Here is a 12,386-nt window from a genome sequence, read left to right as displayed (position 1 = left end):
GATTACTCTTACCATTCCACTCCTTCCTTTTCGTAGGTGACACCAGATTGCGGCAAGGGTCGTACGGGCGCGTTCACGCATCGGCCTGGTTCGTCAGCAGCCGATTGCGCAGTCCCAGCAGCCGGTTCGGCAGCCGCAGTAGCACCAGACGTCGTGCCCGCTCTGGTAGCAGCACGTTCTCGTCCGCTTGCCGCCGCAGCATGCTCCGACACCTCTGTCGCAATTGGCGGAGTTGCATGCGGCGGCCTGGCCGACGACCTTCGGGACGAGAAGTCCGAGCAGTCGATCGCCTAGGGAGGCGATTACTCTTACCATTCCACTCCTTCCTTTTCGTAGGTGACACTGGATTGCGGCAAGGGTCGTACGGGCGCGTTCACGCATCGCTATGGACGGGTACGTGAGGCGGCGTTCGATCGTTCTCGGCGAAAGGCCCGGACGTGTATGACGACTCCCAGGACGTCGCGGCCCGGTACGCTTCCGTAGGCGCGTGAGTCGATGCTGTTGATCGGGTTGTCCCCGAGGACGAAAAGCCGGCCGGCGGGCACGATGGCTTCCCGGGGCACGTCGGGGGCATAGGTCAGCCCCTCCGGCACCGGTTCTCCGGGCAGCGCTGCGGCTCGCTTGATGACCCAATGCCGTCCCCGCAGGCCCACGGACTCGGATCGGCCGGCGCCCCCGCGTGAGTCAGGCGGTTCAAGGACGACGATGTCTCCGGCGCGGATCCGGTCCAAGCCCCTCCTGCGGACGACGAGCTGGTCGCCCGGGCGGAGGAGGGGGGCCATGCTGTCACCATCGACCGTGACGATCACGAACCGGGCTCGTAGCGTCATCACGGCGAGAATCAGGAGGAGGCCGGTGCCTGCCGCGGTAATGATCGCCTGAGTCAGCATGACGGAATCCGGTGCGCTGCTAGAGGCCGGTGGTGGCGTGGCGGCGGTTATCGGCTGGTCCGCCGGAAGGCTTCGGCAGGTCGGCGACCCTTCCCGCCGTGGCCGTGACGGCACGATCCTCGCTCACCACGCAGAAGGCGGGGAAGGCGCGTACGGCGAATGCCGCCGTCGCCGGGCCTTTGTCGGTCTCCCGGATGACTCGCGCACCCGTTGCCAGCTGCTGAGCCTTCACCTCCGCCGCCTCGTCGTCCTCGTCGGCGATGACGAAGGCCCAAACGTCGGCCTGGCCGTCCGGCAATTCGGCGGCATAGCGGAGATATTCGGGAATCTCTTCCTCGCATGCGTCGCACCCTGGCATGAAGAATCCGACCACGGTGGGTCCGCGTTGAGCACTCAGAGACACGTGCCGGCCGTCAATGGTCAACGCCGAGTAGGGCGGTGGAGACGCCCCCACCGGCAGGGTCATGTCCTTGAAGGGAATCGGCGCTCCCGCGCCCTGGGCGAGCAGCTGGGTATGCTCCCGCAAGCGCCTGATGACGCCGACGGTGAGCACCAGATCGATGAAACACAACAGACCGACCGCCACTGTTGCGGCGACGACGTAGGGCATCTCCATCCTCCTCAGTTGGTCGGCGGCACGCCCCGGGCGGCGAGGCCGGCCGGCGCGAACAATGACACGATCTCGTCGAAAACCATCACGAGCACGGCGAGGACCACGCTCACCGTCGCGGTGACCACAAGCCCTGCCGGATCGAGTGCATCCGGGGACCTCGGTGCGAGCAGTCCTGTGAGGGCTGCCGCGGCGAGCAGGCCGTTGCGCACCATATGGGGCACACCGAGCGGTGCCGAGCTGAGGGCGAAACACCGGCAAGAGGCCCGCACTTCGCGTCGCAACGCCGTGAAAATATATGCGGTAAAGGCAATTAACAGTGCCACGGCAATGGCAAAACCGCCGCCGGCCGCCAGGTGCCATCGTGCTCCTTCGGGCAATCCTGTGATGAACGGAACAATGAGGAGCGCGGCAACAGCCAGTTCGCTCAGCGTCAATGACAACGCGACCGGCCGTACCCAGGCAGGCGTCAGGGCTCGCACCTCCAGGAGAACATCGTTGAATTCGGCGAACGCTCTGCCGCTGCGCAGCTTACTCACGGAAGCGACGAGGAATACCAGGCCGATCAGCAATTGGCAACCTACGACAACGTAGCCCACTGCCACTCCTTGTCCGCGACGGCCGCTAATCAATTCGCCGGACTGAAGCGAATATGGCCTGAGTGGATCACGAACATTGTTTGCTGGTCCATCGCATTGAGTCAAGGATTTATGCTGTACGAACTTGTACGAAAAAGTGGGGAGTTGCACGTTCCGTGCGCCGGAGGCGTTGCGGATGGCGTGCTCCTGGAGTTCCAGTCAGTTCTGTCGCATGCTTATGTCCATGGGCCGGCAATGTGATGGTGCTGAGCGAGGAAATCCCGGGTGGTGCGCGTGCGGAAGCCGCTGATGGCCGTGGCGAACTGAGCGGCCAATCGCACGTTCAGTTCAGACAGGATGACCGGCCGGCTGAGTCGGAGTCCGGTGAGCGCATCGTGGCAACCCTGATCCGGTTCCCCTGCGGCGACGCGGGCAAGCGCCAGCTCGAGCCAGCGCCAAGTGGCGCAGCGCACGTAGTGGGCATCATGGTGAGCGTCCGCAACACCCACAGCCCGCTCGGCATGATCGAGGGCCTTGTCGTGTTCGCCGAGGGCAGCCCATCCCTCGGAGAGGGTGCAATGCATGGTGGACTCGGTGAACCACATGAGCCAGGGCGGGTCATTGTCGTCGTACCCGCGCTCCAGCGCGGTCACGGCGCGGCCCATCGCCCGCTCGAAACCACGCCGATCGTGAAGCCGGGCGCTCGCGTAAGCTTCCCGGGCCGCGCAGGCGGCCCGGACCCGTGCGGATCCGAGACCCTCGGCGAGCTGGCAGGCGCGCTCGGCCGCCTGCGCCGCGTGGCGTAGATCGCCGGCCGTGGCATCGAAGCGGACCGGGACGAACGCCAGATCCATCAGGGCACAAACCTGTACATCGACCGAGCCCGCGCTCTCGGCCAGTTCCAGGGCTCGCTCATACAATCGCAGCGCGGCCGGCAATCGTCCGGCATCAAAGCAGCTGAACGCGGTGCCTGCGGCGTCAAAAGCCAGAGCGGCAAGGAGCCGCCGGCGATCATCCAGAGAGCCATTCCCGGTGGTGAGAAAACGGCTGGCGCGCTCATGATTGCTCAGCATCTGATCGACGACGGCATGCCCGCCGTACCTGTCACCTATCGACTGAAACACGCCGGTCACCGCCCTGAGGCGATTGACAGCGCCCTGCCCCAGCCGTCCGTGTGCGCCTGCCGACCGCTCATCTTCCCGCGCGGCAGGCCACGACACCCGCCCGGCGCGCGGCGCAGCGGCCTCCATCGACAGGCGACGCAGCGCCGCCACCCATACTGAAGTCGATTGTTGATCGATGCCGCACGCCCGGACAAACGCCGTAACCAGCCGCTCCCGCGGCAAGGTCTTGCGGCCCAGAGCCGACGACAGCGTGGTGTACGGCAGGGAATCACCCGCAGCCCGGGCACGCGCTTCCAGGTCCCGATAGGTCAGCCCCGCCCACGCTTTGAGCTCGCGCAGTTTCACCACGAACTCCGCCGCCGACCCGGCCACCGACGGATCAGGGGGCCCTGCCTCCGGCCTATGGGCCGTCGAGATGATCACAATCACCATCCAGCCGTCAACTACATGATCACTCCGAACCGCCTCTCCGGCGATCAGGAAGTATCCGACGATGTGGGTGCGGCGGTGGTCGCAGGCGGCGTCGCGGACCGCTCCCACCGGCGGCCTGTGCCAGCAGGATCGTGGCGGCCAGATTGTTTGGCAGCCCTTGTCGGGCAGGCAAACAATGCCGAGGTCCCACTCGCGCGGTCGTGCGGATCGCCGCAGGCACCGGAGGGCCGCCGTTCATTCCGGCGGACGGAGGGTAAGTGAAGAACGGCTCCCCGACTGATCCCGCACCACGAGGGGACCGGAAGATGGTGGAGCGACCTTTTCGTCTGACGCTTCTGGGCGGCTTCCGGCTGCTGGCCGGAGGCGAGCAGCTCGCGGTCTCCAGCGGGTCAGAACGCCTGCTCGCGTTCCTCGCCATCAGCCGCAGGACGGTTCCCCGGAGCATGATGGCGACCACGCTCTGGCCCGACGCGCCGGAGAAGCGCGCGCAGGCCAACCTGCGTTCCGCGCTGGCCCGCCTCGACGACGCCGGACGGCGGATGCTCGAGGTCGGAGCGAGCGAGATAGGGCTGTGCGCGGAGACCGGCGTGGACTTCGAAGAGGCCCGATCGCTGGCGCAGCGCCTGCTCGACCCCGCCGCCGAGCTCGGGGAGCCCGAGGTCAGCGCGCAGTCCGTCGAGGTGCTGTCCGACGGCCTGCTGCCCGGCTGGTACGAGGAATGGGTCCTCGCCGCCGCGGACGAGTGGCACCAGTTGCGGCTGCACGCACTGGAGGCGCTGTCGGGGATCTTCGTCCGGCAGGGGCGGTTCGCCGAGGCGGTGACGGCCGCGAACGTGGCCGCGCACGCCGAGCCCCTGCGGGAAAGCGCGTGCGCCGCGCTCATCGAGGCCCATCTCGCGGAGGGTAACCAGGCGGAGGCTCTGCGCCACTTCCAGCTCTACCAGCGAAATCTCCACACCGAGCTCGGCCTCCAGCCGACTCCCCGATTGTGCGACCTGGTCGCGGGTCTGCGGCCGGCGCGCGGCCGCTGAGCGGGCCCCGGTGACGCCACCGTCACGCCGCCATCACGGCGTGGTGACACGGGCCCGGCCAGTCTGGGTGGTGACCGGAAGGGAGACCAGGATGCGCATCAAGAAGAGCCTGATGCTGGCTGGTCCAGCGCTTATCACCGCTGTCGCACTCACACCGGTCGCGGCCTCACCGGCCTCGGCCGCGCAGACCCTCGCAGAGACGACTGTGATCGGCGCGCAGACGAGCACGCACGTGAGCCAGCCCCCGCGGGAGCGGCAGCGGCAGCGGCAGTACGACCGGGGTAGGGAGACCGGTTACATCGAGGGTCGAGCCGCCTGCTCGGCCAACAAGCCGTACAACCTCAAGTTCACAGGTAGCAACGACTACCAGATGGGCTTCTCGGACGGTTACAACTCGGGCTTCAACAGCTGCACCGCGCCCAGGTAACCTCCCGCCCCTAGACGGGGCCCCACCCTGCCGCCGCCGGGTGTGGCCCTGAACGGGACCCCACCCAGCCGCCGCCGGGTGGGGTCCCACCTTGCTCAGGCCAATTGGGCCACCCCGTCGAGCAGCCGGTCCACGTCGGAGCGGTCGTTGTAGTGGACCAGTCCCGCTCGGACCGCACCGCCCGAGTGGCGGATGCCGAGCGCGCCGGTCAGCTCCCAGGCGTAGTTGTGGCCGTTCCAGACATTCACCCCCAGCCCGGCCAGGTGCTCGGCCACCTGGCGCGGGGTGCGCCCGGCCACGTTGAAGTAGGCCGTGGCGGTCCGCCTGGCCGGCTTGCCGTACACCGTGACGTGCGGCATCGTCTCCAGCCCTTCGATCAGCACCGCGAACAGCCCCAGCTCGTGCTCCTCCACCGCGGCCATCGAGGCCAGCAGGCGCTCGCGACGGGTGCCCGTGCCGGGCACCATGGCGGCCAGGTGGTACACCGCCGCCGTCACCCCGGCCAGGTCGGCGAAGGCCGCCGTCCCCGTCTCGAACCGCTCCGGCACCGTGTCAGGGGAGGAGGCCAGCTTGTCTGGCCTGATCGTCTCCAGCAGCGCCGGATCGGCCACGACCGCGCCGATGTGCGGCCCCGACCACTTGTAGGCGCTCGTGGCGTAGAAGTCGGCGCCGAGCGCGCGCATGTCCACCGGACCGTGCGGGGTGGCGTGCACGCCGTCCACGTACATCAGCGCGCCCGCCCGGTGCGCCAGCTCCGCGATGGCGGGCACGTCGGGTCGGGTGCCGAGGATGTTGCTGGCCGCCGTCACCGCGACCACCCGGGTACGCTCGCCGATCAGCTCCGCGTACTGCTCGACCGGCAGCTCCCCGGTGACCGGGTCCACCTCGGCCCAGCGGACGGTGGCCCCGGTCTGCGTCCACGGGCGCACGTTCGCGTCGTGGTCGAGCCTGGAGACGACCACCTCGTCGCCCGGGCCCGCGATGGCCCTGGCCAGCCGGTACGTCAGGGTGGTCATGTTCGGGCCGAATATCACGCCGTCCGGGTGGCCGCCGACCAGGTCGGCCACGGCGGCGCGGCAGCCCGCCACGATGGCGTCGGAGCGGTGGCTGGCGGGGAAGGCCCCGCCGACGTTGCCGATGCCAGTCCGGTAGGCGGCGGAGATGGCGTCCAGCACCGATTGAGGGGTCTGGGTGCCGGCCGCGCCGTCGAGGTAGGCGAAGCCGTCGGCCAGCGCCGGGTAGGACGAACGTACCGATTCGGTGGGGAAAGGCATGATATGTAAATGCTCACCCTCAGAGACCTCAACCGGGCCACTTTGGCCCGCCAGCACCTTCTCGACCGGCACAAGGGTGACGTGGCGGACGTCGTGCACCGGCTGGTGGGGCTGCAGGCGCAGGAGCCGCGGCCCGCGTACCTCGGCGTGTGGTCCAGGCTGGCGGGCTTCGCGCGTGACGACCTGCACGCGGCGCTGCACGCGCGCACGCTCGTGCGGGCCACCATGTGGCGGGCCACGCTGCACCTGGTGACGGCCGCGGACTTCGCCGCGTTCCGGCCGGTGGTGGCGCCCGTGCTGGCGGCCGCGGCCCGTCGCTTCGAGGGGATCGACTTCGACGCCGTCGTGGCCGCCGCCGACCGGCTGCTGGCGGCGGGGCCGATGACCTTCAACGAGCTGCGGCCCCGGCTGCTGGAGGAGTTCCCCGGCGCGTACGACCGGGCGCTCGGGTACGCCGTACGCATGCTCACCCCGCTGATCATGGTGCCGACCGAGGACCGGTGGAGCTTCCCGCGCGAGTCCGCCTTCGGCCTGCCCGGCATCGACCTGGAACCCGCCGGCGTGGAGACGCTGATCGAGCGCTACCTCGCCGCGTTCGGCCCGGCCACGCCCGCCGACGTGCAGACCTGGTCCGGGCTGGGCGGCCTCAAGCGGATCATGTCCGGCATGGACCTGGAAAGGCTCACGGACTTCACAGGCAGGGAGCTGTACGACCTGCCGGGAGCGCCCAGGCCGGGCGGCGACGTGCCCGCGCCCGTGCGGTTCCTGCCCGACTTCGACACGCTGATCCTGGGCCACGCCGACCGGACCCGCGTGCTGGCCGAGGAGTACAAGGGCCTGGTCGCCACCAAGAACCTCCGGATCAAGGCGGTCTACCTGGTGGACGGCTTCGCGGCCGGGACGTGGCAGATCAAGCGCACGGGGAAGCGGGCCAAGCTGCTCATCAGCCCGTTCACCTCGACCTCGCCGGCCCTGCTCGAGGAGGAGGGGCTGCGGTTGCTGGCCTTCGCCGAGCCCGACGCGGCCCCGTCCCTCGAGGTCGTGGACGGGGCCTGACCGGTCTCGATGAGCCGCGCAATGCGGAAGCTTTCTTGCCGCATTGGTTCGTACGCTGCTCGCATGATCCTCAACCGCCGGGTCCTCGCCCGTACCACCCTCGACCGCCAGCTCCTGCTCCGCCGCTCGCCGCTGTCCCCGCTGGCGGCCATCGAGCGCCTGGTCGCCGTGCAGGGACAGGAGATCGACGCGCCGTACATCGGGCTGTGGTCGCGGCTGGCCTCCTTCACCCAGTCCGACCTGTCCGCGCTGCTGTACGGGAAGCAGGTGGTGCGGGGGTCGTTGCTGCGCGGGACCCAGCATCTGGCGCCGGCCGAGGATTACCTGTGGATCCGGCCGCTGGTGCAGGTGGTGCTCGCACGTAGCAGGCAGGCGGCGTTCGGGCGGGTGATGCGGGACGTCGACCTGGACGAGCTGACCGGGCTCGCCCGCAAGCACCTGGCCGGGCGTACGCTCACCCGGCCGCAGCTGCGCGACCTGCTGCGCGAGCGGTGGCCCTCGGTGGATCCGACGGCGCTGGCGTGGTCGGCGCAGGCGCTGGTGCCGGTCGTGCACACGCCGCCGAACGGCATCTGGGGCACGGGCGGGGCCACGCCGTTCACGCTGGCCGAGGAGTGGCTCGGGCGGCCGCTGGAGGCGTCGCCGTCCGTGGAGCGGCTGGTGGTGCGGTACCTGGCGGCGTTCGGGCCGGCGAGCGTCATGGACGTGCAGATGTGGTCGGGGTTGACGCGGCTGCGATCCGTGGTGGAGTCGATGCCGTTTTTACGGAAATTTCATGACACCGAGGGCCGTGTCCTTTATGACCTGCCTGATGCTCCGCTCACCGCCGAGGACGTGCCCGCTCCCGTACGCTTCCTGCCCTGGTTCGACAACCTCATCGTCGCCTTCCACGACCGCGGCCGCCTGATGACCCCCGAGCAGCGCAAGGCGATCTGCGTGGGAGCCGTCATCTACCCCACCTTCCTCGTCGACGGAACTGTCGGTGGCATGTGGGACCTTAAGAACGGCGTGCTGACGATCGAGCCCTTCCACCCGCTGTCCGACGGCGTGACGGAGGAGCTGGCGGTAGAGGGGGCGCGCCTGATGGCGTTCGGGGGTGTCGAGGAAGGGAGCATCACATGGCTACCGCCCAGGAGCTCTACGACGACCTGATCATGGAGCACCTCGCCCGGCCCGAGGTGAGCCTGGGGCGCATGTTCCACGCCGAGGGCCTCAAGGTCAACGGCAAGGTTTACGCGTTCTTCTCCAAAGCCAAGGGTGGCGTGGTGCTCAAGCTCCCGGCCGCTCGGGCGGGGGAGCTGGTGGGGGAGGGCACGGCCGAGGCGATGGTGATGGGGGCGCGGCGGATGCGGGAGTGGGTGGCGCTGCCGGTGGCGGACGAGGCCGTCTGGCGCCGCCTGATGACCGAGGCAGCCGATTACGTGGAGTCGTTACCCCGCTGATGGACGCGGTGAGCGTGGTGGGTCGGCGGGCGGCGTAATCGTCGTTGCGGCGAATCGCCATCCCCGTCGAAGTCACGTTCTAGGAACTGTTGGGTAGCGTGGTCAGGGGAGGCCCACCTGGTCTCCCGTGTTTTCCGTCCCTCGAAACAGACCCAAGGTGGCGATGGCCCGAGTCTCCATGGTTTAGGTCCGGCCCACGTTCATACGTCGTGTGTCCAAAGCGAGCGAGGAGAGTGTTTTGTCCGAAGCAGCAGAGGTTCTCGAACTCGACGACAACGTCGCCGACGGTGGCACGGCCGTCGGTGCCGACTCGGTCAAGGCATACCTGAAGGAGATCGGGCGCGTGCCGCTGCTCACCGCCGAGCAGGAGATCGAGCTGGCCAAGCGCATCGAGGCCGGCCTGTTCGCCAGGGAGCGGCTCGACACCGAGCCGTGCCTGCCCGCCGAGCTGCGCGCCGATCTGGAGTGGATCGCCGACGACGGTGAGCTGGCCAAGCGCCGCATGCTGGAGGCCAACCTGCGGCTGGTCGTCTCCATCGCCAAGCGCTACACCGGCCGCGGCATGCTCTTCCTCGACCTGATCCAGGAGGGCAACCTGGGGCTGATCCGGACGATCGAGAAGTTCGACTACCGGCTCGGCTACAAGTTCTCCACGTACGCGACGTGGTGGATCAAGCAGGCCATCACCAGGGCCATGGCCGATCAGGCCCGGACGATCCGCATCCCCGTGCACATGGTGGAGCTCATCAACAAGGTGGCGCGGATGGAGCGCCGGCTGCAGAGCGACCTCGGCCGCGAGCCCACGCCGGAGGAGATCGCCAAGGAGACCGAGCTCGACGTCGACAGGGTCATCGAGGTCCAGGGCTACGGCCGCGAGCCGATCTCCCTGAGCATGCCGCTGGGCGAGGAAGGCGACAGCGAGTTCGGCGACCTCATCGAGGACACCGAGGCCGTCTCCCCGGCGGACGCGGTCTCCTTCACCCTGCTCCAGCAGCAGCTGCACGCCCTGCTCGACCAGCTGTCCGAGCGCGAGGCGGGCGTGATCAGCATGCGGTACGGCCTGGCCGACGGCAAGCCGAGGACGCTCGACGAGATCGGCCGCGTCTACGGCGTCACCCGGGAGCGCATCCGGCAGATCGAGGCCAAGACCATGTCCAAGCTCCGCCACCCGTCCCGCTCCCTGGCCCTGCGCGACTACCTGAGCTGACCCGCCAGTCTGAAAGGCTGCGCAAACGGAGACTCAAGACTGTGGCCAAGTGCGGGTGGAGGGCCCCAGGCGATGCCTAGATTCCCAGACGTGAAACGCTCCCGTTCGAGCCTCGTCCACCAGGTCGGCTACGCGGTCAAGCACCCGGACAAGATCGCGCCCCACCTCCGGCGGCTGGCACGCGACACGTGGTACCGGCTGCGTACGCGTGACCACATCTCCTACTACCGTGCCGTCATGAAGTCCGACACCGCGCGCGATCCCGAGGGCGCGGTCGGCTCGCACAACCACAAACGGTGGCTGGCGCTGGGCCGCATGCAGTTCGACTACCTGGTCGGGCACGGGCTCAAGCCGGAATGCCGGATGCTGGAGATCGGGTGCGGCAACCTGCGTGCCGGGCGGCTGTTCATCGACTACCTGCACGCCGGAAACTACTACGGCATCGACATCTCGCCCGACATCCTCATGGCCGCCCAGGACACGATCGTCCAGCACGGGCTGCACGACAAGCTGCCCCATCTCACGCCCGTACGCGATCTGCGGTTCGCGTTCCTGCCCGACGAGCACTTCGACGTCGTGCACGCGCACAGCGTGTTCTCCCACTCGCCGCTGCACGTCATCGAGGAATGCTTCGCTCACGTGGGGCGGGTCATGAAGCCGGACGCGTGGTTCGACTTCACCTTCGACCGGACCGAGGGAAGGGAGCACCAGGTGCTGCGGGAGGACTTCTACTACCGCACCGAGACGCTCGTGGCCCTGGCCGGCAGGCACGGGCTGCGGGCGACGTTCATGGCGGACTGGGAGCAGGGACCGCACAAGCAGTCGAAGATCCGCGTCACCAAACTCAGCTGACCTGCTTCGCAGGGGGTCCGGATCCCTCCCGGCCCTGAAGGACCGGGCTTCCTCCGGAGGTTTCGGTGAATATCCGAATGCATACGGCGGGGCCCGCCCTTTAATGTGTCGGGAGTGAGAGACGTACGGACGCTGCCCAAGGCCCACCTGCACGTTCACCTGGAGAGCACCGTACGGCCCGAGACCGTGCGCGAGCTGGGCGGCACGTCAGAGCGGGCGGAGATGTTCGGGACCTTCAGGGAGTTCGCCGACGAGCGGGCGCGGGTGCGCTCGCTGCTGCGCACGGCCGAGCACTTCCGGCGGATCGCGGTGGAGTTCTGCGAGGACGAGGCCGCCCAGGGCACCCGCTACGTGGAGGTGACCTTCACCGCCGCCTCCCACGGTGAGCGGGTGGGGGAGCCGGAGATGCCGCTGGAGGCGGTGCTCGACGGGCTGGCCGAGGGCGAGGCCAGGTTCGGGATCGAGTGCCGGGTGCTGCTCGACCACTCCAGGCGGCGGCCGGTGGAGCGGCTGTGGCAGACGCTCAAGCTGGCCGGCCGCTACGACCGGGTGATCGGCCTGGGGCTGGCCGGTGACGAGGCCTACCCGCTGGCGCCGTTCGCGGAGGTGTTCGAGGCGGCCAGGGACGCCGGGCTGCACCTGGTGCACCACGCGGGCGAGGCGGCCGGCGCCGCCAGCATCCGCGAGGCGCTCGACCTCGGGCACGCCGAGCGGCTCGGGCACGGCATCCGGGTGCTGGACGACGCCGCGCTGGTGGCCGAGGTCCGCGAGCGCGGGATCCCGCTGGAGGTCTGCCCCACCTCCAACGTCCTGCTCGGGCTCGTCCCCTCACTGCCCGAGCACCCGCTGCCCCGGCTGCGGGAGGCGGGGCTGGCGGTCACGATCAACACGGACGGGGAGACGGAGCTGGCCGGCGAGTACACCCGGCTGCGGGAGGTGTTCGGATACGGGGACGCCGAGCTGGCGGAGCTGGCCCGGGCCTCGATCGACGCGTCGTTCGCTGCCGAAGGGCTCAAGGCGGAGCTCAGGGCGCAGGTGGACGCCTGGCTCGCCGCCCCGTGACCCCGCCCTCGGCCGACGTCGTCGTGGCCTACGAGGTGGCGGGCGAGCCGGTCGACCTCGGCGGGGCGTGGCAGGTCGGCCCGCTGGTCTTCAAGCCGGTGGAGTCCCTGCCCGAGACGTTGTGGCGAGCCGAAGTGCTCGACTGGGCCACGCTCGGCGCTGCTCCCGTCGGGGCGGACCTGGCGGCGCTGGCGCTGAGCACGTTCGTGGATCCGGTGGAGGACTACCTGGCCGGGGCGGGCGGCCGGTTCCAGCGGGCGGACGTCGAGCTGGGCTACCGCGCCACGCTCGCGCTGACGGGGGCCGGGCGGGTGCACTGGATGTTGTCGCGCGGCATGCGGCTGCCCGACGGATATGAGGACTTCATCCTGTCCCGGGCACCGTGACCGTTGACGCGGACA

The 12,386-nt window shown here is 69.1% G+C and carries 14 protein-coding genes and 1 pseudogene; 9 read left to right on the top strand and 6 right to left on the bottom strand.

The window, feature by feature from the left end:
* Positions 1 to 73 precede the first annotated feature (73 nt).
* The 5 genes from ABN273_RS11545 to ABN273_RS11525 all read right to left on the bottom strand — a co-directional run bounded on the left by ABN273_RS11545 (position 74) and on the right by ABN273_RS11525 (position 3,742).
* Positions 74 to 202 carry a hypothetical protein gene (locus tag ABN273_RS11545; protein WP_349448704.1) on the bottom strand — a complete coding sequence of 43 codons (129 nt, stop codon included), beginning with the start codon at positions 200 to 202 and terminating at the stop codon, positions 74 to 76.
* Between the two features lie 181 nt (positions 203 to 383).
* Complete coding sequence (lepB, locus tag ABN273_RS11540; RefSeq protein WP_349448703.1) at positions 384 to 890, bottom strand: signal peptidase I; 507 nt, start codon at positions 888 to 890, stop codon at positions 384 to 386.
* A gap of 19 nt (positions 891 to 909) precedes the next feature.
* On the bottom strand, positions 910 to 1,500 hold the full coding sequence (locus ABN273_RS11535) for a TlpA family protein disulfide reductase (protein ID WP_349448702.1): 591 nt from the start codon (positions 1,498 to 1,500) through the stop codon (positions 910 to 912).
* Positions 1,501 to 1,511: 11 nt separating this feature from the next.
* Positions 1,512 to 2,099: a MauE/DoxX family redox-associated membrane protein gene (locus ABN273_RS11530; protein ID WP_349448701.1), complete on the bottom strand. Its 588-nt coding sequence runs from the start codon at positions 2,097 to 2,099 to the stop codon at positions 1,512 to 1,514.
* Between the two features lie 215 nt (positions 2,100 to 2,314).
* The gene (locus tag ABN273_RS11525) at positions 2,315 to 3,742 is read right to left on the bottom strand and encodes an NsdA family TPR-like regulatory protein (RefSeq protein ID WP_349448700.1); all 1,428 of its coding nucleotides are present in this window, start codon (positions 3,740 to 3,742) and stop codon (positions 2,315 to 2,317) included.
* 197 nt (positions 3,743 to 3,939) lie between these two features.
* Here ABN273_RS11525 and ABN273_RS11520 point away from each other — a divergent pair, with 197 nt between their 5' ends.
* Positions 3,940 to 4,665, top strand: a complete 726-nt coding sequence (locus ABN273_RS11520; RefSeq protein ID WP_349448699.1) for an AfsR/SARP family transcriptional regulator — start codon at positions 3,940 to 3,942, stop codon at positions 4,663 to 4,665.
* Between the two features lie 91 nt (positions 4,666 to 4,756).
* The gene (locus ABN273_RS11515; protein ID WP_349448698.1) at positions 4,757 to 5,092 is read left to right on the top strand and encodes a hypothetical protein; all 336 of its coding nucleotides are present in this window, start codon (positions 4,757 to 4,759) and stop codon (positions 5,090 to 5,092) included.
* Between the two features lie 95 nt (positions 5,093 to 5,187).
* Here the strand turns inward: ABN273_RS11515 and ABN273_RS11510 are convergent, their stop codons facing one another.
* On the bottom strand, positions 5,188 to 6,366 hold the full coding sequence (locus ABN273_RS11510) for a cysteine desulfurase-like protein (protein ID WP_349448697.1): 1,179 nt from the start codon (positions 6,364 to 6,366) through the stop codon (positions 5,188 to 5,190).
* A 9-nt stretch (positions 6,367 to 6,375) separates the two neighbouring features.
* Here ABN273_RS11510 and ABN273_RS11505 point away from each other — a divergent pair, with 9 nt between their 5' ends.
* The 7 genes and pseudogenes from ABN273_RS11505 to ABN273_RS11475 all read left to right on the top strand — a co-directional run bounded on the left by ABN273_RS11505 (position 6,376) and on the right by ABN273_RS11475 (position 12,371).
* Positions 6,376 to 7,422, top strand: a complete 1,047-nt coding sequence (locus ABN273_RS11505) for a winged helix DNA-binding domain-containing protein (RefSeq protein WP_349448696.1) — start codon at positions 6,376 to 6,378, stop codon at positions 7,420 to 7,422.
* 63 nt (positions 7,423 to 7,485) lie between these two features.
* On the top strand, positions 7,486 to 8,574 hold the full coding sequence (locus tag ABN273_RS11500) for a winged helix DNA-binding domain-containing protein (RefSeq protein ID WP_349448695.1): 1,089 nt from the start codon (positions 7,486 to 7,488) through the stop codon (positions 8,572 to 8,574).
* Entirely contained in the window at positions 8,541 to 8,864 is a 324-nt protein-coding gene (locus ABN273_RS11495; protein ID WP_349448694.1) for a hypothetical protein, read from the top strand. The genes ABN273_RS11500 and ABN273_RS11495 overlap by 34 nt, the downstream gene beginning before the upstream one ends.
* 256 nt (positions 8,865 to 9,120) lie before the next feature.
* Positions 9,121 to 10,071: pseudogene (locus ABN273_RS11490) on the top strand (RNA polymerase sigma factor); the annotation flags it as partial.
* Positions 10,072 to 10,143: 72 nt separating this feature from the next.
* Positions 10,144 to 10,923: a class I SAM-dependent DNA methyltransferase gene (locus ABN273_RS11485; protein WP_349448693.1), complete on the top strand. Its 780-nt coding sequence runs from the start codon at positions 10,144 to 10,146 to the stop codon at positions 10,921 to 10,923.
* A 114-nt stretch (positions 10,924 to 11,037) separates the two neighbouring features.
* The gene (add, locus tag ABN273_RS11480) at positions 11,038 to 11,985 is read left to right on the top strand and encodes an adenosine deaminase (protein WP_349448692.1); all 948 of its coding nucleotides are present in this window, start codon (positions 11,038 to 11,040) and stop codon (positions 11,983 to 11,985) included.
* Complete coding sequence (locus ABN273_RS11475) at positions 11,982 to 12,371, top strand: hypothetical protein (protein ID WP_349448691.1); 390 nt, start codon at positions 11,982 to 11,984, stop codon at positions 12,369 to 12,371. Before add ends, ABN273_RS11475 begins: the two co-directional genes overlap by 4 nt.
* Positions 12,372 to 12,386 lie beyond the last annotated feature (15 nt).

This window comes from Nonomuraea sp. B19D2, from assembly GCF_040137845.1.
GTDB lineage: Bacteria > Actinomycetota > Actinomycetes > Streptosporangiales > Streptosporangiaceae > Nonomuraea.
The sequence above is the reverse complement of the archived record's forward strand: the minus strand, read 5'-3'. Positions and strand labels throughout refer to the sequence as shown.

Bases quoted from the DNA above. Each gene is read 5' to 3' on its own strand.
- ABN273_RS11545 (WP_349448704.1), bottom strand. From the start codon at position 202: ATGCTGCGGCGGCAAGCGGACGAGAACGTGCTGCTACCAGAGCGGGCA.
- lepB (WP_349448703.1), bottom strand. From the start codon at position 890: ATGCTGACTCAGGCGATCATTACCGCGGCAGGCACCGGCCTCCTCCTG.
- ABN273_RS11535 (WP_349448702.1), bottom strand. From the start codon at position 1,500: ATGCCCTACGTCGTCGCCGCAACAGTGGCGGTCGGTCTGTTGTGTTTC.
- ABN273_RS11520 (WP_349448699.1), top strand. From the start codon at position 3,940: ATGGTGGAGCGACCTTTTCGTCTGACGCTTCTGGGCGGCTTCCGGCTG.
- ABN273_RS11515 (WP_349448698.1), top strand. From the start codon at position 4,757: ATGCGCATCAAGAAGAGCCTGATGCTGGCTGGTCCAGCGCTTATCACC.
- ABN273_RS11510 (WP_349448697.1), bottom strand. From the start codon at position 6,366: ATGCCTTTCCCCACCGAATCGGTACGTTCGTCCTACCCGGCGCTGGCC.
- ABN273_RS11505 (WP_349448696.1), top strand. From the start codon at position 6,376: ATGCTCACCCTCAGAGACCTCAACCGGGCCACTTTGGCCCGCCAGCAC.
- ABN273_RS11500 (WP_349448695.1), top strand. From the start codon at position 7,486: ATGATCCTCAACCGCCGGGTCCTCGCCCGTACCACCCTCGACCGCCAG.
- ABN273_RS11495 (WP_349448694.1), top strand. From the start codon at position 8,541: ATGGCTACCGCCCAGGAGCTCTACGACGACCTGATCATGGAGCACCTC.
- ABN273_RS11485 (WP_349448693.1), top strand. From the start codon at position 10,144: ATGCCTAGATTCCCAGACGTGAAACGCTCCCGTTCGAGCCTCGTCCAC.